Annotated in this window: 18 protein-coding genes; 9 read left to right on the top strand and 9 right to left on the bottom strand. The window is 69.0% G+C overall.

Annotation, left to right across the window (positions count from 1 at the left end):
• Window positions 1-9: 9 nt before the first annotated feature.
• On the bottom strand, window positions 10-1,317 hold the full coding sequence (locus HUA75_RS04430; RefSeq protein ID WP_174485612.1) for a myxosortase-dependent phytase-like phosphatase: 1,308 nt from the start codon (window positions 1,315-1,317) through the stop codon (window positions 10-12).
• Between the two features lie 141 nt (window positions 1,318-1,458).
• Here HUA75_RS04430 and gmd point away from each other — a divergent pair, with 141 nt between their 5' ends.
• The 3 genes from gmd (at window position 1,459) to HUA75_RS04415 (ending at window position 4,061) form a co-directional block, all read left to right on the top strand.
• Window positions 1,459-2,433: a GDP-mannose 4,6-dehydratase gene (gene gmd / locus HUA75_RS04425; RefSeq protein WP_141645572.1), complete on the top strand. Its 975-nt coding sequence runs from the start codon at window positions 1,459-1,461 to the stop codon at window positions 2,431-2,433.
• On the top strand, window positions 2,434-3,372 hold the full coding sequence (locus HUA75_RS04420) for a GDP-mannose 4,6-dehydratase (protein WP_141645573.1): 939 nt from the start codon (window positions 2,434-2,436) through the stop codon (window positions 3,370-3,372).
• A 128-nt stretch (window positions 3,373-3,500) separates the two neighbouring features.
• The gene (locus HUA75_RS04415) at window positions 3,501-4,061 is read left to right on the top strand and encodes an NADAR family protein (RefSeq protein WP_141645574.1); all 561 of its coding nucleotides are present in this window, start codon (window positions 3,501-3,503) and stop codon (window positions 4,059-4,061) included.
• Here the strand turns inward: HUA75_RS04415 and HUA75_RS04410 are convergent.
• From HUA75_RS04410 to HUA75_RS04400, 3 genes are read right to left on the bottom strand one after another with little or no spacing between them, the layout of a single operon-like run.
• Window positions 4,012-4,737, bottom strand: coding sequence for a hypothetical protein (locus HUA75_RS04410; RefSeq protein ID WP_174485611.1), 726 nt, complete (start codon window positions 4,735-4,737; stop codon window positions 4,012-4,014). The genes HUA75_RS04415 and HUA75_RS04410 overlap by 50 nt on opposite strands.
• Window positions 4,738-4,762: 25 nt before the next feature.
• Window positions 4,763-5,293 (bottom strand): hypothetical protein, encoded by a 531-nt coding sequence (locus tag HUA75_RS04405; RefSeq protein ID WP_174485610.1) that lies wholly within the window; start codon window positions 5,291-5,293, stop codon window positions 4,763-4,765.
• A gap of 55 nt (window positions 5,294-5,348) precedes the next feature.
• Window positions 5,349-6,452: a glycosyltransferase family 1 protein gene (locus tag HUA75_RS04400; RefSeq protein ID WP_141645577.1), complete on the bottom strand. Its 1,104-nt coding sequence runs from the start codon at window positions 6,450-6,452 to the stop codon at window positions 5,349-5,351.
• Between the two features lie 29 nt (window positions 6,453-6,481).
• Between HUA75_RS04400 and HUA75_RS04395 the strand changes: the two genes are divergently transcribed.
• From HUA75_RS04395 to HUA75_RS04380, 4 genes are all read left to right on the top strand, one after another.
• The gene (locus HUA75_RS04395; RefSeq protein ID WP_141645578.1) at window positions 6,482-8,716 is read left to right on the top strand and encodes a glycosyltransferase family 4 protein; all 2,235 of its coding nucleotides are present in this window, start codon (window positions 6,482-6,484) and stop codon (window positions 8,714-8,716) included.
• Window positions 8,713-9,561 carry a hypothetical protein gene (locus HUA75_RS04390; RefSeq protein WP_141645579.1) on the top strand — a complete coding sequence of 283 codons (849 nt, stop codon included), beginning with the start codon at window positions 8,713-8,715 and terminating at the stop codon, window positions 9,559-9,561. The genes HUA75_RS04395 and HUA75_RS04390 overlap by 4 nt, the downstream gene beginning before the upstream one ends.
• A 268-nt stretch (window positions 9,562-9,829) precedes the next feature.
• Window positions 9,830-10,660, top strand: coding sequence for a glycosyltransferase (locus HUA75_RS04385; RefSeq protein ID WP_174485609.1), 831 nt, complete (start codon window positions 9,830-9,832; stop codon window positions 10,658-10,660).
• A 405-nt stretch (window positions 10,661-11,065) separates the two neighbouring features.
• Window positions 11,066-14,845 carry an FAD-dependent oxidoreductase gene (locus tag HUA75_RS04380; RefSeq protein WP_174485608.1) on the top strand — a complete coding sequence of 1,260 codons (3,780 nt, stop codon included), beginning with the start codon at window positions 11,066-11,068 and terminating at the stop codon, window positions 14,843-14,845.
• A gap of 21 nt (window positions 14,846-14,866) precedes the next feature.
• On the opposite strand, the gene HUA75_RS04375 is transcribed toward HUA75_RS04380, so the two are convergent.
• Window positions 14,867-15,538, bottom strand: a complete 672-nt coding sequence (locus HUA75_RS04375; protein WP_174453335.1) for a hypothetical protein — start codon at window positions 15,536-15,538, stop codon at window positions 14,867-14,869.
• Window positions 15,539-15,732: 194 nt separating this feature from the next.
• Between HUA75_RS04375 and HUA75_RS04370 the strand changes: the two genes are divergently transcribed.
• Both HUA75_RS04370 and cyaY read left to right on the top strand, forming a co-directional pair.
• The gene (locus HUA75_RS04370) at window positions 15,733-16,230 is read left to right on the top strand and encodes a histidine phosphatase family protein (RefSeq protein WP_174453334.1); all 498 of its coding nucleotides are present in this window, start codon (window positions 15,733-15,735) and stop codon (window positions 16,228-16,230) included.
• A gap of 13 nt (window positions 16,231-16,243) precedes the next feature.
• Window positions 16,244-16,576, top strand: coding sequence for an iron donor protein CyaY (gene cyaY / locus HUA75_RS04365; RefSeq protein WP_141645584.1), 333 nt, complete (start codon window positions 16,244-16,246; stop codon window positions 16,574-16,576).
• Here cyaY and HUA75_RS04360 read toward each other — a convergent pair.
• The 4 genes from HUA75_RS04360 to tsf form a co-directional block, all read right to left on the bottom strand.
• Window positions 16,564-17,562: a diguanylate cyclase gene (locus HUA75_RS04360; protein ID WP_174485607.1), complete on the bottom strand. Its 999-nt coding sequence runs from the start codon at window positions 17,560-17,562 to the stop codon at window positions 16,564-16,566. The two genes, cyaY and HUA75_RS04360, sit on opposite strands and share 13 nt — an antisense overlap.
• The gene (gene frr, locus HUA75_RS04355; protein ID WP_141645586.1) at window positions 17,562-18,119 is read right to left on the bottom strand and encodes a ribosome recycling factor; all 558 of its coding nucleotides are present in this window, start codon (window positions 18,117-18,119) and stop codon (window positions 17,562-17,564) included. Before frr ends, HUA75_RS04360 begins: the two co-directional genes overlap by 1 nt.
• A gap of 43 nt (window positions 18,120-18,162) precedes the next feature.
• Window positions 18,163-18,915, bottom strand: a complete 753-nt coding sequence (pyrH, locus tag HUA75_RS04350; RefSeq protein WP_141645587.1) for a UMP kinase — start codon at window positions 18,913-18,915, stop codon at window positions 18,163-18,165.
• A gap of 210 nt (window positions 18,916-19,125) precedes the next feature.
• Window positions 19,126-19,776: a translation elongation factor Ts gene (gene tsf / locus HUA75_RS04345; RefSeq protein ID WP_141645588.1), complete on the bottom strand. Its 651-nt coding sequence runs from the start codon at window positions 19,774-19,776 to the stop codon at window positions 19,126-19,128.
• Window positions 19,777-19,844 lie beyond the last annotated feature (68 nt).

Raw genomic sequence — 19,844 nt, 5'->3', positions numbered from 1 at the left:
CAACGCGCTTCAGCGCTCGCGGCGTCGGCGCACCGACAACCCCAGGGCCAGCAGGCCGAGGAGCACACTACCGGGCACGGAGGCGGAGGCACACGTGCAGCCAGACGTGTCGTTGTCCAGGTCGATACCGCCACCGCCCGGCGAGGGGCGCCCGCCGCCTCCTCCGATTCCGCCCCCATCCGAGCCGCCATCCGAGCCCGCGTCGGTGCCACCGTCGCCCGTCGACGGTCGGGTGTCCACGCGCAGCGGCGGCGTGAAGGCCGCGGCCACGGCCTCCCACCGCAGCAGCTTCAGGTTGTCCGTGCCGCCATTGTTGGAGTCCTGCGCGACGAAGAGTCCCTGGGGGAACTCCAGCCCCATCGGCAGCGCCGACACCGCCAGCGCGCGCGGCGCCTCCACCGCGTCGAGGCCTCCATCCCCCGCCGTCACACGGAACGAACCCAGGAAGGCATACGTGCGGCGGTCCAACACGGCGAACGTGCCCGCGCCCGTGTCCGCCGCCAGCAGGTAACCCTCCGCGTTGGCCGCGCGGTACAGCGCCAGGCGGTTGACGGTGCTGGACAGGTTGCTGCCCGTCGCCGACAGGGACGCCACCAGGACTCGGCTGGTGCCGCCGTTGGGCTCCGCGTTGTAGCGCCAGATGGCCTCGCCGGCCTGCACGACGTAGACGAAGCCCAGCTCCTCATCGGCGACCAGCCCGGTGATGGGGCCTCCCACGTCGATGGCCGGACGAACCAGCGTGGAGGACAACCCGCCATCCTCTCCGGACAACTCGAACTGCTGCAGCGAGCCGTCCGCGGTCCCCGCGAACACGAAGAAGCGACCGGTGCTGGGGCTGCGATAGAGCGCCACGGTGTTGAACGTCGTGCTGTTGGCGACGAACGGTCCCACGCCAATCCGCTGCACCCGATTCGTCGTCTGGAAACCATCCACGACGTAGGCCGACAGTCCGACGACGGTGTTCGCCGTCACCGCCAGGGAACGCGTCGACGGCCCCAGCCGGAAGCCATCCCGGACCGCGACGCTCACCGTGGGTCCATCCTGCTCCTGCTCCAGTTGTTGACCATCCAACCCGAACGTGGAGAGGCCGGAGTTCTGATTGTCATAGGCCGTGAGCAGCAGGCCGATGCCCGCATCCCCCTGCCCCGCGACGGGCGACCCTACCCAGACAGCGACGTCCTGGATGAGACCACCTGTCGCGGCGGGCCCGGGCGTCGTCTCCCGGAAGGCGGGGACCTGCAAGGGTTGGGTGGGTTGAGCGGAGGCAACGGAGCCGGCGACGACAGCCGCCAGGGCGAAGACGAGAGGGTGACGCATGACCAAGGCTCCAGGCAGGTGGGTCCTCCCTAACTTCGCACGAGGGGTGTGCCTTTCAAGTACGAAGCCAGAGGGAACGGTTGGCTCCGGGCAACCGCGTCAGGTACAAAGTGCGTCTTCCAGCCAACAGCGAAAAAGACCATGGCGACCAAGCGCGCACTCATTACTGGCATCACGGGGCAGGACGGCAGCTATCTGGCGGAGCTTCTTCTGTCGAAGGGCTACGAGGTGCACGGCATGGTGCGCCGCTCGTCGGAAGAGAAGTTCGAGCGCATCCAGCACCTGCACGGCAAGATTCAGCTCCACCAGGGAGACCTGCTGGACCAGTTCTCGCTCGCGGCGCTGCTCAATCTGGTCAAGCCGGACGAGGTCTACAACCTCGCGGCCCAGTCCTTCGTCCCCACCAGTTGGAACCAGCCGGTGCTCACCGGTGAGTTCACCGCGCTGGGCGTGACGAAGATGCTGGAGGCCATCCGCCACACGCGGCCCCAGGTGCGCTTCTACCAGGCGTCCTCCAGCGAGATGTTCGGCAAGGTGCTGGAGGTCCCCCAGACGGAGGACACGCCCTTCTATCCGCGCAGCCCGTACGGCGTGGCCAAGGCGTACGGCCACCACATCACCGTGAACTACCGGGAGTCCTTCGGCCTGTTCGCGGTGAGCGGCATCCTCTTCAACCACGAGTCTCCGCGCCGTGGCCTCGAGTTCGTCACACGCAAAGTCACGTACAACGTGGCGCGCATCAAGCTGGGCCTCCAGGAGAAGCTGCCCATGGGCAACCTGGACGCCAAGCGCGACTGGGGCTTCGCGGGCGACTACGTGGAAGCCATGTGGCTGATGCTCCAGCAGGACCAGGCCGAGGACTACGTGGTGGCCACCAACGAGACGCACACGGTGCGCGAGCTGGTGGAGATCGCCTTCGGCCGCGTCGGTCTGGACTACCAGAAGTTCGTCTTCACCGACCCGGCCTTCGTGCGCCCGGCCGAGGTAGACCTGCTCATCGGCGACCCGGCGAAGGCCAAGGCCAAGCTGGGCTGGGAGCCGAAGGTGCGCTTCAAGCAGCTGGTGGAGATGATGGTCGACGCGGACCTGGAGCGCGTGAAGGCGGGGCAGCGGTAGATGCGGGTTCTCGTCACGGGAGCGGATGGGTTCGTCGGCAGGCATCTGTGCGCGCTTCTGCGCGCCGCCGGTGACGAGGTGGTTGAAGCGCACGGGCCTCGCGGTGAGGGCGTCAGCAGCAGCGCCCTGCACTTCGACGTGGCCAACGAGGCCGCGGTGAAGGCCGCCGTGGCCGAGGCGAAGCCGGACGGCGTCATCCACCTCGCGGGCTTCAGCTCGGTGGCCAAGAGCCACCACAACCCCTCGCGCGTGTTCGCGGTGAACACCATGGGGGTGGTGCATCTGTTGACGGCGCTGCGGGAGAACGCGCCGAAGACGCGCGTCGTCCTCGTGGGCTCGGGTGAGGTGTACGGCCCGGTGCCCGAAGGCACTCGCGCCACCGAGGACACCCCCGCGGTGCCCTTGAGCCCCTACGCGGCCTCCAAGTCCGCGGCGGAGCTGGCGGGTGTGCAGTTCCACCGCAGCTACGGGCTGGAAGTCATGATGGCCCGGCCCTTCAACCACCTGGGCGCAGGCCAGGACCCGACCTTCGTCGTGCCCTCCTTCGCCTCGCAGATTCGAGCGATTGGGCTGGGCACGGTGGACCCGGTGCTGCGCACGGGCAACCTGGACGCGGTGCGCGACTTCTCCCACGTGCGTGACGTGGTGGAGGCCTACCGGCTGCTGCTCGTGAAGGGCGAGCCCGGGCAGGCGTACAACATCTGCAGCGGCGAGGGGCGGACCATCCGCAGCCTGCTGGAGGAGATGCTGTCGCTCGCGGGCGTCAATGCGCGCATCGAACTGGACCCCGCTCGCCTGCGTCCCTCCGACATCCCCAGCCTCATCGGGGCTCCGGACAAGCTGCGCGCCCTGGGCTGGACGCCGAAGCTGACGGTGACGGACGCGCTGCGCGACGTGCTCGGCCCCAAGGTTCCGGGCGCCGCCCGAGCCCAGGGCTGAATCGCCCTGCACGGGAGGTGCCTCGCCTGGGGCGCCTCCCGTCCAGCGGCTGGCTGACCGCATGGCGCTTGTCAGGGCCTCGCGCCCCGAGCGTTGGTGTACAATCAACACCAACCAGGAGGCTCGCGATGGCTGGCACTCAGCGGCAGGGCAGGTTCACCTTTTTCTGGAAAGAGGAGTCGCCCTTCTCGCAGTGGCACCGCTCCGAGTTCGTGGTGGACGGGGTCCACTACGGCTGCACGGAGCAGTACATGATGGCGGGCAAGGCGCGCGTCTTCGGTGACATGGAGGTGCTCGCCAGCATCCTGAAGACCTCGGCGCCCAAGGCGCAGAAGGCGCTGGGTCGCAAGGTGAGGAACTTCGATGCCGCCACGTGGGAGCGTGAGCGGGAGCGCGTCGTCCATGAGGGCAATCGCGCGAAGTTCACCCAGAACGCCTCGCTGCTGGAGGCCCTGCTGGCCACGGCTGGAACGGAGCTGGTGGAAGCCAGTCCCATGGACCGCATCTGGGGTGTGGGGTTGAGCATGGACAATCCCAACATCCAGGACCCCTCCAAGTGGAGGGGACTGAATCTATTGGGCAAGGTGCTGACGCGCCTGCGTGAAGACCTCATCGCGGAGGGCATCACCGTGGCCTCCGTCAGCGCTTCACGTGCGTCCACGCATCCAGCCGCCGCACCAGGGCGGTGAGCGTCCACAAGTCCGCGGGGTTGTCGGGGCGCACCGCGTCCAGGGCGCGCAGGAGAGGCGCCCTGGAGCGCTCCTCGCCCCACTCGGACAACACGCGCAGCGCCATCAGCGAGGACTGACGCGAGAGCAGCTCCAGCAGCACCTCCACCACGCGAGGGCTGCGCTCGTCGGCGAGGCGCTGCACCGCCTCGTGGCGCTCCTCCGGCGTCGAGGCCGGGTCCGCCAGGCGCTCCGCGAGCGCACGGAAGCGCGCCTCGGCCAGGACAGGGCGCGGGCCGGGCGTGTCCCAGTGCTCCACGGTGACGCTCGTACGTCCGAAGGCGACCACCTCGCGGCGCACACCATCGTCACCGAACAGTCCCATGAGCCGCTCCGGCGCGGGGCGCCCTCCGACGAGCAGTTGCGCCGCGCGCTCCGACAGCTCCGACGAAGCGCCGAGCAGATGAACCCGCAGCACCGTGGCCTCCGCGTGGAAGCGGACTCCTGCGCGGACGCGCTCGGACTTGAGGAACACCTCCGCCATTCCGCCCGCGCGCACGTACCAGCGGTACTCGAGCCACACCGCGCTCGGCCGCAAGGCGAAGCGGTCATCCTCCGCCTCGACGAGCCGAAGGGCTCCTTCCTCCAGGCCGCTGAAGCTGCGCTCCAGTACGGCCAGGGCCTCCGATAGCTTCATGTCGCGTCCAGGTTCTCGATGGGGCTCAGAACGAGTAGCTCACCGGCGCGGACAGGCCGGGCAGGGCCAGCTCCACCGTGCCGGAGTCCTTGCCGAGCTGCGCGGCCCAGGTCTGGGAGACGGTGCTCAAGTCATACCGGAGTTCGGCGAACTTCATGGCCTTGCACCGGTCTCCGTTGGCGTCGTGAATCATCACCAAATTGGCCACGGGCGCAGCGCCAGACTTCTGCTGGAACGTGCCGTCCCAGGCCAGCGTGTACGAGTGCTCCGCGCAACCACCGCCGTGCGAGACGTTGAGCGTCAGGATGTTGCCGTCCACCCTCGCCCCCTCGATGTTGATGGGGTCCTTGGGTTGGGGGTTGGCCCTCACCAGGATGGGCAGCGCCTCGGCTGGCTTCGCCTCTTCACCGGGCGACGGGGCCGCGGACTCCGCGTCGGGCGAGGCCGCCACGTCCTGCTCCACCTGCGGCTCCGCGGGGTCCTGCTTCGCCGGAGCGCTGGCGCACCCGACCAGAAGACCGCTCAGCACGAGACCACTCCACACGAGCTTTCGCATCCGCATCCTCCACTCTCGATTCACCGCCGAGGCTCCGACGGCGAGGCTCCAACCCTCAGCGTCGGAGCGCGGCCTCATACACCGCCAGCGTTCCTTCCGCCGTCCGTTCCCAGGTGAACTCCGCGGCCCGGGCCCGGCCCTTCTTGGCGAGGGCACCGCGCTCTCCGGGTGAGCGCAGCAGCCGATGGATGGCCTCCGCGAGCCCCTCCGCGTCGTCCGGACTCACCGCCAGGGCCGCGCTGCCGCAGACCTCCGGGAGCGAGCCCGCCGTCGAGACGATGGCCGGAGTGCCCAGCCGCATCGCCTCCAGCGGGGGCAGGCCGAAGCCCTCGTAGCGCGAGGGGAACACGAACAAGGCCGCGCGCCGCATCAGCTCGTAGAACACCGGCTCGGACTGATAGCCGAGCGGGCGGATATCGAGCCCCTCCGAGCGCAGCCGCGCGATGCGCGACTCCACGCGCCCCGAGCCGAACCAGCTCTGTCCCGCCAGCACGAGCGACGCGGGCCTCCCCTGCGCCTTCAGTCGCTCCATCGCGTCCAGCACCAGGTCCACGTTCTTGCGCACGTCGAGCGAGCCCGCGTAGAGGACGAAGTCCTTGGGCAGAGCGAGGGCGCGCAGGAAGTCCACGCTCGTCGCGTCCAGCACGGGCGCGTGGACATGGTCCACGCCGATGGGCACCACCACGGCGCGCGACTCCACTTCCGGGAAGCGCTCCAGCAGGTCCTGCCGCGTGCGCTCGCTGATGCACACCACCCGGTCGGCCAGCATCAGGCTGCGTGACAGCCACAGCCGGAACTGCCAGCGGAACTTCGCCGAGACGGTGTCCGGCATGATGAGCGGAATCAGGTCCAGCACCGTGAGCACGTAGGCCGTGCCGGGTATCCGCGTCAGGGGGAGATTGAAGTTGCCCAGGGCGTGGTACAGCGCGGGCTTCGAGCGCTCCAGCACCCGAGGGAGTCGGGCGAGCGTCCAGGCGGTGCGGCCGCTGGCTCCCCTCGGATGGTCGCCCGAGCCCCGCGCGCCCAGCTTCTCCAACCGCACACCCTTGGCCTCCAGCGCGCCCGCGAGACAGCGGGTGTAGAGGCCGATTCCGGTGGTGGGCTCATCCCAGAGCGTCGCGTCGAAAGCGATGGGGCCGGTGGACACGGTGCGCCTCATACCACGCCCCTGTGATAGGCAGGGCGCGCATGGCGATTCACCAGTTGATAGCGAGCTTCGTGCCCGGCGACGCCACCGGGCAGGCCGCGTTGCACCTGCAGCTCCTCCTGCGCCGGCTGGGTGTGTGGAGCGGCCTGTACGCGGATGAAGTCGGCGCGGGGTTGGAGGGCCTGGCCAGTCCCGCCTCGACGTTGAAGCCGGAGCCGGGCGACCTGGTGCTCTATCACCACGGCATCGCCTCTCCGCTGAGCAGCCGACTCATGCACCTGCCGTGTCGGCGCGGCCTCGTGTTCCACAACATCAGCCCCGCGCGCTTCTACTCGGGACTGTCGCTGGAGAACGCGCTGGTGGCCGGCCGCGCCCAGCTCGCGGCGATGGCGCCCTTCGTGGACGTGGCCATCGGCGTGTCGGACTACAACTCCGCCGAGCTGCGCGTCGCGGGCTACCGCAACGTCCATACGGTGCCGCTGCTCATCGAGCCGGAGCGCTTCGGTCCCGAGCGCGCGGACGCGAAGCTGCTGAGCAAGCTGTCGGGCCCCGGTCCCGTGTTGCTCGGCGTCAGCCGGGTGATGCCGCACAAGCGCTTCGAGGACCTCATCGCCCTGCACCGAGAGGTGCTGCGACTGCGCCCCCAGGCGCGCTTGTTGATGGTGGGCGGGTACGAACCGGGCAGTCGCTACTTCCGCTCGCTGAAGCGCGAGGCGCGGGGCTTGAGCGGCGTGAGCTTCCTGGGCCGGCTGAGCCACGCGGAGCTGGTGGCCGCGTACCGCTCCGCATCCGTGTTCGTTTCGATGAGCGAGCACGAGGGCTTCGGCGTCCCGCTCATCGAGGCCATGGCGTCGGACGTGCCCGTGCTGGCGTACGCCGCCGCGGCGGTGCCGGAGACGCTGGGCGGCGCGGGCATCGCGTTCGACCAGAAGCGCTTCGCGTTCCTCGCGGAGCTGGCGGTGGACCTGAGCGAGGACCTGTCGCTTCGCGAACCCGTCATCGCCGGTCAGCGACGCAGGCTGGAGCACTTCTCCGCCGCGTCCGTGCAGCGGGCGCTGTCGGATGCGCTGGGTTCGTCCCTGCCCGCGCCGCGTCCCCGTCGTGCGCCTCCGAAGCGGCCTCGCGTGGCGGTAGTCGTGCAGCGCTATGGCGAGGTGACGGGAGGCGCGGAGATGCTGGCCGCGCAGGTGGCCGAGCGCCTCACGCCGCACTGGGACCTGACGGTGCTGACCACGTGCGCGAAGAACCACCTCTCCTGGGAGAACGACTTCCCGGCGGGGCCGGACACGGTGCGCGGCGTGGACGTGCTGCGCTTCCCCGTGACGCGGGTGCGCAACATCCGAGGCTTCAACGGGCTGTCGCGAAAGCTCTTCGACAAGAGCAACGAGCGGCTGCGCGAGGAGCAGTGGATCGCCGAGCAGGGCCCGCTGGCTCCGGGGCTGCTACGCCATCTGGCCGACACGCGAAACGCGTACGACGGCTACTTGTTCTTCACGTACCTCTACGCGCCAACGGTGTGGGGCATGCCCCTGGTGGCGGACCGCGCGCTGCTGGTTCCGACCACGCATGACGAAGCGCCCATCCGGTTCGATGCGTACCGTGACGTCTTCGAGCTCCCTCGCGCGCTGCTCTGCCTGACGCCGGAGGAGCTGACCATCATCGAGAAGTACTTCCCGGGCCATGCGAGGACTCGCGTGGTGGGCGTGGGCGTGGAGCGGCCGGCCGCCGATGGGGCTCGCTTCCGCGAGAAGCACGGCGTGCACCGCGACTACCTGCTCTACGTGGGCCGGCAAGAGCCGGGCAAGGGTGTGCCCGAGTTGCTCCAGTTCCACCAGGCCTTGAAGCAGCGGTACGCGGACGCGCCGGACCTGGTGCTCGCGGGTGACGCGCACATGCCTCTGGAGGGTGATGGCGTGCGCTACCTGGGACGCATCCCCGAGCAGGACAAGCACGACGCACTGGCCGGTGCCCTGGCGGTGGTGGTGCCCTCTCGCTACGAGAGCCTGTCGCTGCTCACGCTGGAGTCCTTCGCGCAGGGCACGCCGGTGTTGGTGAACGGGCGCTCGGACGTGCTGGTGGGACAGGTACAACGCAGTGGCGCGGGCCGCGCGTATACGGACCTGGATTCGTTCATCCAGGGACTGCGCGAAGTGGGCGAGGCGCGAAGCGCGCTGGGCGCTAGCGGTCTGGCGTACGTGAAGAAACAAGGGTGGCCGCAGGTGGTGGCCGCCTATCGGGACGAGCTGCAACGCATCCTCGAGGAGAAGCATCGATGAAGCTGCTGGGACGCGACATTCCGGCGCGGGAGCTGCTGACCCGCATCGAAGAGCGCCTGCGAACGCGAGGCCTGCCCACTTCCGAAGCGGTGGAGGTGCCCGCCGAAGGCGTGGAGCCCCGAGTGGAGCCACTGACCTTCAACCTGCACGCACTGGAAGAGAACGCCGACGCCACGCGCGCGCTGCCGCTGCAGACGCACCGGGGTGGCGTGGGTCAGCTCGTGGTGGTGGCCAAGTGGGCCTTCCGCAAGTCGTGCCAGGTGTTCATCAACGAGGCCCTGGGTCGACAGCGCGTCTTCAACGGACACGTGCGCGATTCGTACGCCCAGCTCTCCGCCGAGGTCGTCCGCCTGCGCCGCGAGGTGGAGCAACTGCGCGCCCGTCAGGCCAGTGATTCGTCGAGCGCGATTCAGGCACGAGCCGCCGAGCCCTCGCTGGAAGCACGGCGCTCCCCTTCTCCGCAGGCGACGAAGGAACTGGCGCGCACGGAACAGCCCCCGACCGCGCGGCATGCACCCCGGCCGCGCGCCGAGAGTTCAACCGGCCCTGCTCGCCCCCAGGCGGAGCAGTCGCGACCGACGCCCCCCGCGACGAAGGCGAGCCCCGCTGCGCGGAGCCACGGTGCGCGAGGAGCAGCTCACGGCGAAGCGTCTCCGTCGACATCGACAGGAGCCGCGGCCGTGCTCCCCAAGCCCCGGTCTCCCAAGAACGAGACGGAGCCTCGGCAGGTGCAGTCGCCCCCCACTCCGGCTGGCGTCCCGGCGAAGAAGAAGCCCTCGTCCCCGCCCGAGAAGCCACCTCGTGGACCCAACACCTCCAAGCCGCGACGTCCGAAGCGGCGGTAGCGAGGGCGCCGACCCCTGCCGAGAACCCGGCGCGACGGACGCCTCTGGCCGTCGCGCCGCCCGGCAGGTCGACGACACGGTTGGGCACCTGCATCCCCACGTCCGAACTTTCGAAAACGCAGGAGGCAGGCACGCCCCCTCGCCGCTCGTGCCGTCAGGCCACCCAGCCCCGGGGAACCGCACCTGACGAGCACCCCACGCGCCGAGGCATCGAGGGCCTCGCGCGCTCGCATTGACGCCCCTCCCCCACCGTGCTCAAACCCGGCGCGTGGAAGCGCCCTCCATCAGCGTCGTCATCCCCGCCTACAACGAGGGGCAGCGACTGCCTCGCTTCGTGGAGTCGCTCACCCGCGTCGCCCTGCTCCAGCCGACGCCCCGGGTGGAGTTCATCGTCGCGGATGATGGCAGCGCGCCCGAGCACGCCTCGCTTCAGCAAGCCAGCATCGAGGCGGCCCAGGCCCGACTGTTGGCCGCGAGTTCGCCCCACCGGTTCACGTATGTCGCCGCGCCCCGCAATGGCGGCAAGGGCTCCGCCATCCGCCTCGGCTGGCGCCACGCTTCTCCTGGAGCCACCTGGCTCGCCTTCCTGGACGCGGACGGGGCCATCAACGCGGAGGAGCTCTTCCGACTGGTGCGGCTGACCGACACTCCCGACGCCGAGGGCGTGGACGTGCTGGCGGGCTCCCGCATCCTCATGGCTGGCCGCCGCGTGGTGCGCAATCTCCACCGCCACCTCCAGGGCCGCATCTTCGCCACCCTGACGGACCTGCACTTCGGCCTGCGCTTCTACGACACGCAATGCGGCGTGAAGCTCATGAGAGCCTCGGTGCTGCGCCCGCTGTTGGACGTGCTGCGCGAGGAGCGCTGGCTGCTCGACGTGGAGCTCCTGGCCCTGCTCCAGCGACAGGGGGCCCGCTGTCTCGAGGTCCCCATCGACTGGGAGGACTTCGGTGGCTCCAAGGTCATCCCCGGCCTGGACGCGGCCCGCATGTTCTGGGGGCTGTTCAAGCTCCGCCGCCGCCTGGAGCACGTCGCCCTGCCCGCCCCCGGGCAAGGAAGGGCGCTACCCACCTCGCTGCCGGGTATCGATACCCGGTGACAGCGGCAGCGCCGTGGACCGGCGCGCCACCCACGGGTCTCCCGCGACACGGCGAAGGGCCCCCTTCCTCGCCAGGAGAGTGGCCGACAGGGCGTCAGGGGCCGCCTCCGGGTGCTGCTCCAGAGGAAATCCAGCCGGGTCGGCCCACAGCCGCCCCCCTGTGCGGGCACCTCAACACATGGCGCGGTGTGCCGTCGCACCCCGGGACGGAGCTTCTGCCCCCGGGGCCCGGGCCGACAGGGAGGCTGGCGTCGGGCTCCCGCGTTACAACTCCAGCAGAGCCACTCCCTCCCATCGCCTGCTTTCACGCGGCGTCGCGAGGCCGCTTGCTTTCCGGGCGGCTCACCGCGAAATAGGCCCCGCACGCGAGCCGTTGCTCCGGGTTCCTCCTACACCTTCAGTGATATGCGCGCCCTGACCGACCTGCCCTCCGACCCTGGCCCCGCCCTTCAACTGGGTCTGCCGGGCTTCACCTTCGAAGACCTCTACCGCCCGCGCGGACTGCGCCGGCTGGCCAAGAGCTTCGACGCGCAGCTCGCCGAGGACGAGCCCGAGCTCTTCAAGGCCTTCGACGCCTACCGCCAGTCCGGCGGTACCAGCCTCACCGGCCCCGCCGAGTCGGACCTGTTGGTGCGGGTGGCCCGGCACACGTCGCGCTTCGTCTCCCGGCTCTTCCGAGTCGACCAGGAGCTGGAGCGGCAGATGGGCCAGTTGAAGGGAGAGCTGCCCCTCTTCGACTTCAAGCGCGAGTTCATCACCCGCCGCGTCTTCAAGAAGGGCGCGCCGGACCGTCCGGCGCTGGCCGAGTTCCCGTCGCTGGATGGGCGCATGCGGCTGCTGCTCCAGCTCGGCTTCCCGGAGGCGCTCTCCCTGGGCGACTTCGAGCGCGGCCTCGCCGAGTCCGTCCTCACGCTCATGGAACTGGAGCGGCTGTTCTCCGGCAACCTGCCCGCGGAGGAGCAGGCGAAGGCGGAGGCCCTGCGCGCCCGCTGGTCGGCGCTGCGCACCTCGCTGACGGCCACACCGGAGGGCCGAGAGGCCTTCGGCTCCAGCCTCGTCACCCAGGGCGATGATGCCGCGGAGCTGCAGTCCGTCCGCGCGCTGCTGTCGCTGGCGGACCGCTGGACGTACGCGCGTGCGCTGCACCCGGAGACCAAGGAGCAGTTCCACACCTGGCCCACCCACCGCGTGCCCAAGCCGCTGGTGTTCGACCAGCTCGTGCAGCTCCAGCGCCCGGACGCCGCTCTTCCCGAGGCCACCGAAGGACTCCCGCACCACCTTCGCCACCGCGACGGCTTCAAACTCACCGACCGCCGCGGCACCGCGCGCGACGTGATGAACGAGGTGGACTACTGCGTGCTCTGCCACGAGCGCCAGAAGGACTCCTGCTCCACGGGCTTCCCCGCGAAGGACAAGGTGGCCGAGGGCCACAGCTACAAGAAGAACCCGCTGGGCATCCCCCTCACGGGCTGTCCGCTCGACGAGCGCATCTCCGAGGCGCACCTGCTCAAGCGCGAGGGCAACTCGCTCGCGGCGCTGGCGGTCATCACGCTCGACAACCCGATGTGCCCCGGCACCGGCCACCGCATCTGCAATGACTGCATGAAGGCGTGCATCTTCCAGAAGCAGGAGCCGGTGAACATCCCGCTGGCGGAGACGGCCGCGCTGACGGACGTGCTGGACCTGCCCTGGGGCTTTGAAATCTACGGGCTGCTCACGCGCTGGAACCCGCTCAACATCCGCCGTCCGTACGCGCTGCCCTACGTGGGTCGCAACGTGCTGGTGGTGGGCCTGGGGCCCGCCGGCTACACGCTGTCGCACTACCTGCTCAACGAGGGCTTCGGCGTCACGGGCATGGACGGCCTGAAGATCGAGCCGTTCTCCGACGAGCTGGCCGGCCGCAATGGCCACGCCCTCAAGCCCATCCGCGACTGGCGTTCGCTCACGCGCGAATTGGATGAGCGCGTGCTGGAGGGCTTCGGCGGCGTGTCCGAGTACGGAATCACCGTGCGTTGGGACAAGAACTTCCTCACGCTCATCCACCTGACGCTGGCGCGGCGGGACGGCTTCCGCATCCACGGTGGCGTGCGCTTCGGTGGCACGCTCACCATCGAGGACGCGTGGGAGCTGGGCTTCGACCACATCGCCATCGCCGCGGGCGCCGGACGTCCCACCATCATCGGGATGAAGAACAACCTCATCCGGGGCATCCGCAAGGCGAGCGACTTCCTCATGGCGCTCCAGCTCACGGGCGCCTTCAAGAAGGACTCGCTGGCGAACCTCCAGGTGCAGCTGCCCGCCATCGTCATCGGCGGCGGCCTCACCGGCGTCGACACCGCCACGGAGCTGATGGCGTACTACCCGGTGCAGGTGGAGAAGGCGCTCGCCCGCCACGAGAAGCTCTCCGCGGAGCTGGGCGACGAGGCCATCCTCGCGAAGCTGGACGCCGAGGAGCGCGCCACCTACCAGACCTTCCTGGAGCACGGCCGCGCGGTGCGCGCCGAGCGCGAGCAGGCGAAGGCGGAGGGCCGCACGCCGGACTTCATCAAGCTGGTGCGAGCGTGGGGCGGCGTCAGTCTGGCCTACCGCCGCGGCCTCACCGAGTCCCCCGCCTACCGCCTCAACCACGAGGAAGTGTCCAAGGCGCTGGAGGAGGGCATCCGCTTCATCGAGCGCATGAGCCCGGTGGAGGCGCTGCAGGACGAGACGGGCGCGGTGCGAGCGCTGCGCTTCGAGCGCATGGTGACGGTGGACGGCAAGCTCAAGGGCAGCGGCCAGTTCTTCGAGCTGCCCGCGCGCACCGTGTGCGTGGCCGCCGGCACCTCGCCCAACGTCACGTACGAGCGCGAGTACCCGGGCACCTTCAAGCTCGACGAGGGCGGCGACTACTTCCAGGGCTACTCCCTGGTGGACGGTGAGCAGGGCTTCACGCTGGAGCCCGTGGAGGCCAGCGAGGACCTGGACTCCAAGGTGGGCTTCTTCACGTCGTATGCGAAGGACGGGCGCTTCATCTCCTTCTACGGAGACAACCACCCGACGTACGCGGGCAACGTGGTGAAGGCCATGGCCAGCGCGAAGGATGGCTACTCGGAAGTGGCGCGCCTGTACGCGAAGGAAGTGGCGTCGCTCGACTTCGACGACGAGGTCGCCCAGGCCCGTCGCGAGGAGCTGCGCGCCGCGCACTTCGCGAAGCTGGACGCCGCGTTCAACGCCACCGTGGTGTCCGTCACCCGCCTGACGCCGACGATTGTGGAGGTGGTGGTGAAGGCGCCCTTCGCGGCCAGCCACTTCCAGCCCGGCCAGTTCTACCGGCTCCAGAACTTCGAGCGGAACGCGCCCGTCGTCGACGGCATGCGCCTCACCATGGAGGGCCTGGCCCTCACCGGCGCGTGGGTGGACAAGGAGAAGGGACTGATGGGCACCATCGTCCTGGAGATGGGCTCCTCGTCGCGCCTGTGCTCCGCGCTCACCCCGGGCGAGTCCGTGGTGCTGATGGGCCCCACCGGCGCGCCCACCGAGATTGCCCACAACGAGACGGTGGTGCTCGTCGGCGGTGGCCTGGGCAACGCGGTGCTCTTCTCCATCGCCCGCTCGCTCAAGGCGGCGGGTTGCCGCGTCATCTACTTCGCCGCCTACCGCCTCAAGTCGGACTCCTTCAAGCACGACGAAATCGAGGCCGGCACGGACCAGATTGTGTGGTCCGTGGACAGCGGCGACTTGATTGAGCCGCGCCGCCCGCAGGACGCCGCCTTCCGGGGCAACGTGGTGCAGGCGATGGTGGCATACGCCGAGGGCAAGCTGGCCACGCCCGGCCTCATCCCGCTGTCGGAAGTGGACCGCATCATCGCCATCGGCTCGGACCGGATGATGCGCGCGGTGGCCGAGGCCCGGCACAAGGTGCTCCAGCCGTACCTGAAGCCGGACCACGAGGCCATCGGCTCCATCAACTCGCCGATGCAGTGCATGATGAAGGAGATCTGCGCCCAGTGCCTCCAGCGGCACGTGGACCCGCGCACCGGCAAGGAGACGTGGGTGTTCTCCTGCTACAACCAGGACCAGCGGCTGGACCAGGTGGACTTCGTCAACCTGAACCAGCGCCTGCGCGGCAACACGGTGATGGAGAAGGTCGCCGACCTCTACCTGGCGCAGCTGCTCAAGAAGGCACCGCACCTCAAGCGCGTCTGAGGTGCACGCCTTCCCGGGTCTTCATCGGCGCGTGCCGGTGAAGACCCGCAGCATCTCCTGGTAGTTCTTCATCAGCTCGTCCTCGCGCGTGAGGACCACGTCCACGTTGGCGTCGCCGTACTCACGCCGCACATCCGTCAGCTTCTGGAACGACTCCACCTGGTGGCGCATGGAGGCCACCTGCGCCGCCAGCTCCTGGCGCTGCTCGGGCGGCAGCTTCTCCTGGAGTTCCTCCAGCTTCCGAAGCTCCTCCTCGTACTGGAGCGTGCGCCCGAGCTGCCGTTGACTGATGACGGCCGTGACGACTTCGGCCAGGCCGTTGACGTCGCTCACGCTCAGCCCCGCCTGCGTGCGCGCCTCCGACTCCGCCTTGGCCTTCGCCTCCACCACCTTGAGGCCCGCGCGGACTTCCGCCATCGCCTCCGGAGTGCCCGCATCCACCAGCGCGCCCAACCCCTGGAGTCCCTTCACCTGGGAGCCGTACACCTCCAGCATCCGCCGCTGGTAGGCCACGTAGGCGGTCAGCTTCTCGGGCGTCACCACATAGGGCCCCGCGCCGGTCGCCTCCTCGGCCACCAGGCCGGCGACACCACCACCATCCGCCACCCCGGGTGCATCGCTACCCGTGGCCCCATCCTTCTTACAGCCCGAGAAGGCCAACAGCCCCGCCAGGACCCACAGCGCCTTGCGCATCCAGACTCCTTCCAGAGAGACACGGCACGTCAGTCCCCGCGTGTATGCTGCGCGGACGCGTGCGGAGGAGGGCGGCCAACTCCTGTCTGTCATGCCGAGGTTGTTGCGGCCACTGAACAATCGCCGCATTACCTTTGACCAACCCGGCTGCGGTCATGTACGAACCGCGGTCCTGTCGTACCGGTGGAGGGACTTTGAGGATTTTCCTGGTTAGGCACGGCGATGCGGACGCTGAGATCCCCGAGGGTCTCGGTGACGAGGCGCGCGCGCTCACAGCGAAGGCTCGGGCGAACACCGCCGCGCACTTCGCATCGTTGTCCGAGCGCATGGGCCCCATCGGCCTCATCCTGACCAGCCCGCTGGTTCGCACGGTCCAGACGTCGCAGATTCTGTCCTTCGTGACGAAACACGAAGGGCTGCTGCGGGCGCATCGCTGCCTGTTGCCGGACATGCCGGTGGGCGCGGTGGAGCCGGTGCTGGCCGAGCATGCGGATGAGAACCTCGTCCTGGTCGGCCACCAGCCGTCCATGGGCGCCCTGGCGGCGCACCTGACGGGGATGCAGTCCTTCCCCAAGTCCGTTCACCCGGGCACCGTCATCGCCCTGGAGCGCGTCGAGAGCGAGACGTCGCCGCACTTCAAGTTCCTGTTCTACGCGGCCCCTGGCCAGCAGGTGCTTGACGTCATTCAGTGAGGCCCGTGCGGCCATGATGGAAGAAGCCCGCTACAACCAGCTCGTGGCCATGGTCTTCAAGCGGATGCTTGCCGCCGCGGACGCCATTGATCCAGACCTCCTGGAGGCGGAGAGCACGGGTGACATGCTCACCCTCACCGCCCGCTCCCGGGAGAAGTGCATCGTCAACACCCAGCGCGCCGTGAAGCAGATCTGGGTGGCGGGGCGAGGCCAGGGCATCCACTTCAACTACGACGAAGCCAGCGGCACCTGGCAGGACGACAAGGCGCGCGGCCTGGAGTTGTTCCGCTTCGTCGCCGACGTCGTGCACGACATCAGCGACGTGGACTTCATCTACCCGTCCTGAGTGCGGCTGGCGGCATCGCTGGCCACTTCCACCCAGTCACCACCCGCCGCCTGCGCGCGTCGCAGCGCGTCTCCCGCGTCCTTCAGCAGACCGCCGAAGCTGACCTGCTGGCCCGTGGCGCCCGGCGGCGCGCTCTTGTTGCCGGCGGGAGGCTCCGACACCGCCACGCCCACGGATGCGGTGCCCGCGGGCAGGGATTGCACGGCCTTCAGCTTCTCTCTCAGGCGCTCGGCCACCACCCGCGCGCCCGAGCGGGGCGTGTGCGGGAGGAAGACGACGAAGCGGCTGTCCGCGAAGGGCACGGCCACGTCGATGTCGCGCACGCCCTCCACCAGCAGGCCCAGCGTCTCCGCCAGCGCGCCCCGCCTCGCCGTGGGTGACAGCGCCGCGGACCGCTCCGTGAAGCGGTCCACCTCCACCATCAGCAGGGCGATGGGATAGCGGTAGCGCCGGCTGCGCTTCACCTCCATCAGCATCAGCCGCTTGAGGAACTCGAAGTCCGCCGACGTGCCGCCCGTGGATGCAGACGGCTCTGGACGGGTGACGCGCCGGGCCTCGGGCTCCACCGGCGCGAGCGATGGCGGTGGTGACACGGGCGCGGAGGCCACCCCGGAGGCGCGCCGGGCTTCCTCGAGTTGCAGCAGCAGCGAGACGCACGTCAGGACGGTGGCGCGCTTGAGAGGGCCCACCAGGCTGCCGTCCGCACCGGCCTGGGCGGCGCGCTCGTCGGCCCGCTCTTCATCCGGCGGGTACACCAGCAGCATCGGAACCTGGAGCCCCTGCGCACGCAGGCTCCGGCACATCGCCTCTCCTTCCAGCGACCCCAGCCCAGCGGCAAGAACCACCGCGGGTGGCCGCTCTCGCACGACTCGCAGAGCCTCGTCGGAGCTGGTCACCCACGTCACTTCGTGGCCGGCTCCCTCGAGGAACCGGCGCAGCACACCCGCCACCAGGGCGGCGGGTTCGGCCAGGAGCACGAAGGCCATCAGACCTCCATGACCTCCTTCTCCTTCTTCTTGATGATCTCATCCACCTGGGCCACGCCGCCGTCGGTCTCCTTCTGGACCTTCTCGGAGATGCGCTTGTGGTCGTCCTCGGTGATCTTCTTGTCCTTCAACTGCACCTTGAGCGCCTCGTTGGCGTCACGGCGGATGTTGCGGATGGCGACCTTGTGGTCCTCACCCTTCGTCTTCACCTGCTTGGCGATGTCCTTGCGGCGCTCCTCGGTGAGCGGCGGGAAGGGCAGGCGAATCATCTCCCCGTCATTCATCGGGTTGATGCCGAGGTTGGCCTCGCGAAGAGCCTTCTCGATTTCCTTCAGGACAGTCTTCTCCCACGGCTTGATGATGATGAGCCGGGGCTCCGGGGCGCTGACGCTGGCCACGCCGGACAGCGGGGTGGGCGTGCCGTAGTAGTCCACCCGGATGTTGTCGAGGATGGCGGTGCTGGCGCGCCCGGTGCGCACCTTGGTCAGCTCCCGCTTGAGGTCCTCGAGGGACTTGTCGATACGGCCCTTCAATTCGACGACGATGTCACCGCTCATATGCGAGCTCTCCTTGAACACGAGTCGGGATGAATGCGAGCGGTCAGGCCCAGACCGTCTCGCTGCCGCCCACGACGGTACCAATCTCTCCGCCTCCCAGCACCGCGCGCTGGATGTTTCCCGGCACGGTGAGGTCGAAGACGATGATGGGCAGCTTGTTGTCCATGCACAGCGAGATGGCCGTGGAGTCCATCACGTTGAGGTTCTGCTTCAACACGTCCATGTACGTCAGCGAGCGGTAGCGGCGCGCCGTCGGGTCCTTCTTCGGATCCGCGTTGTAGATGCCGTCCACCTTCGTCGCCTTGAGGATGACCTGGGCGTTGATTTCCATGGCGCGCAGCGACGCGGCCGTGTCCGTCGTGAAGTACGGATTGCCCGTGCCCGCCGCGAAAATCACCACCCGCCCCTTCTCCAGGTGGCGCACCGCGCGCCGGCGGATGTAGGGCTCGGCGATCTGCTCCATCTTGATGGCCGACAGCACGCGCGTGTGCATGCCCTTCTTCTCCAGCGCGTCCTGCATGGCCATGGAGTTGATGCACGTGGCCAGCATCCCCATGTAGTCGGCGCTGGCCCGGTCCATCCCCTCCGTCGCGCCCGCCACCCCGCGGAAGATGTTGCCTCCGCCAATGACGAGGGCCACCTCCACGCCGGCCGCCGCCAGCTTGATGACCTCATCCGCGATGCCACTGAGGGTGGGTGGGTGGATGCCGTACTTCCCTTCTCCCATCAGGGCCTCACCCGAGAGCTTGAGGAGGATGCGCTTGAAGCGGAGCGGTTGGGTCGTGTCGGAGGACATGCGCGTCCGCTTCTATCCCCCGTCTGGCGCCATATCAACGCCCGAGTCGGACACCCCTGCTCACACCGTCAGATGCCAATCGCCTGGAGGGGCTGGAAAGGCCCGCAAAGGCGAGGGCCGCGTCCCCCGCCCCCATCAGGGTACGGAGCGCGCGGCCCTCAGGGCCCTGCTCGAACCATTTCACGGCCCCCGAAAGGGCCGCGAGGGGGCTCAGCCCTGCAGCGTCTTGGCGACTTCGGCGGCGAGGTCGTCCTTCTTCTTCTCGATGCCCTCACCCACCTCGAAGCGGACGAAGCGGCGCACGGAGACCTTCTCGCCAATCTTCGCGGCGCGCTCGGTGATCATGTCACCGACCTTCTTCTTGTCGTCCTTCACCCAGAGCTGGTCCACGAGGCAGACCTGCTCGTAGTACTTCTCCATCTTCCCGACGAGGATCTTGTCCAGCATCGCCTCGGGCTTGCCCTGCTGCTTGAGCAGGTCGCGCTGAATCTCGCGCTCCTTCTCCATGTTGTCCGTGGGGACTTCCTCGCGACGGACGAACTTGGGGCCGGTCGCGGCGATCTGCATCGCCACTTCCTTCACCAGGTCCTGGAAGTCAGGGTTGCGGGCGACGAAGTCCGTCTCGCAGTTGACCTCCACCAGCACGCCAATGCGGCCGCCGTGGACGTACGTGCCGACGAGGCCCTCGGCCGCGACGCGACCTTCCTTGCCCGCCGCCTTGGAGATGCCCTTCTTGCGCAGCCACTCCTCGGCCTTCGCGAAGTCGCCGCCCGTCTCCGTGAGCGCCTTCTTGCAGTCCATCATGGGCGCGCTGGTCCGCTCGCGCAGGTCCTTCACCATCTGGGCCGTGATTTCGGCCATGTTCGTCTCCTGTCTCCACCGTCACGAGGGCGCCAGGCGCCGGGCGGAGCATCCGGTTTCAAGGGATA

Source organism: Myxococcus sp. CA040A (assembly GCF_013336725.1).
GTDB classification, from domain to species: Bacteria; Myxococcota; Myxococcia; order Myxococcales; family Myxococcaceae; genus Myxococcus; species Myxococcus llanfairpwllgwyngyllgogerychwyrndrobwllllantysiliogogogochensis.
This window is presented reverse-complemented; position numbering and strand designations above follow the sequence as displayed.

What these genes read in the sequence shown, in the direction of transcription:
- frr (WP_141645586.1), bottom strand. Translation starts at nt 18,119, where the DNA reads ATGAGCGGTGACATCGTCGTCGAATTGAAGGGCCGTATCGACAAGTCC.
- cyaY (WP_141645584.1), top strand. Translation starts at nt 16,244, where the DNA reads ATGATGGAAGAAGCCCGCTACAACCAGCTCGTGGCCATGGTCTTCAAG.
- HUA75_RS04380 (WP_174485608.1), top strand. Translation starts at nt 11,066, where the DNA reads ATGCGCGCCCTGACCGACCTGCCCTCCGACCCTGGCCCCGCCCTTCAA.
- HUA75_RS04400 (WP_141645577.1), bottom strand. Translation starts at nt 6,452, where the DNA reads ATGAGGCGCACCGTGTCCACCGGCCCCATCGCTTTCGACGCGACGCTC.
- HUA75_RS04395 (WP_141645578.1), top strand. Translation starts at nt 6,482, where the DNA reads ATGGCGATTCACCAGTTGATAGCGAGCTTCGTGCCCGGCGACGCCACC.
- HUA75_RS04420 (WP_141645573.1), top strand. Translation starts at nt 2,434, where the DNA reads ATGCGGGTTCTCGTCACGGGAGCGGATGGGTTCGTCGGCAGGCATCTG.
- HUA75_RS04360 (WP_174485607.1), bottom strand. Translation starts at nt 17,562, where the DNA reads ATGGCCTTCGTGCTCCTGGCCGAACCCGCCGCCCTGGTGGCGGGTGTG.
- HUA75_RS04430 (WP_174485612.1), bottom strand. Translation starts at nt 1,317, where the DNA reads ATGCGTCACCCTCTCGTCTTCGCCCTGGCGGCTGTCGTCGCCGGCTCC.
- HUA75_RS04390 (WP_141645579.1), top strand. Translation starts at nt 8,713, where the DNA reads ATGAAGCTGCTGGGACGCGACATTCCGGCGCGGGAGCTGCTGACCCGC.
- pyrH (WP_141645587.1), bottom strand. Translation starts at nt 18,915, where the DNA reads ATGTCCTCCGACACGACCCAACCGCTCCGCTTCAAGCGCATCCTCCTC.
- HUA75_RS04375 (WP_174453335.1), bottom strand. Translation starts at nt 15,538, where the DNA reads ATGCGCAAGGCGCTGTGGGTCCTGGCGGGGCTGTTGGCCTTCTCGGGC.
- HUA75_RS04405 (WP_174485610.1), bottom strand. Translation starts at nt 5,293, where the DNA reads ATGCGAAAGCTCGTGTGGAGTGGTCTCGTGCTGAGCGGTCTTCTGGTC.
- HUA75_RS04410 (WP_174485611.1), bottom strand. Translation starts at nt 4,737, where the DNA reads ATGAAGCTATCGGAGGCCCTGGCCGTACTGGAGCGCAGCTTCAGCGGC.
- tsf (WP_141645588.1), bottom strand. Translation starts at nt 19,776, where the DNA reads ATGGCCGAAATCACGGCCCAGATGGTGAAGGACCTGCGCGAGCGGACC.
- HUA75_RS04415 (WP_141645574.1), top strand. Translation starts at nt 3,501, where the DNA reads ATGGCTGGCACTCAGCGGCAGGGCAGGTTCACCTTTTTCTGGAAAGAG.
- gmd (WP_141645572.1), top strand. Translation starts at nt 1,459, where the DNA reads ATGGCGACCAAGCGCGCACTCATTACTGGCATCACGGGGCAGGACGGC.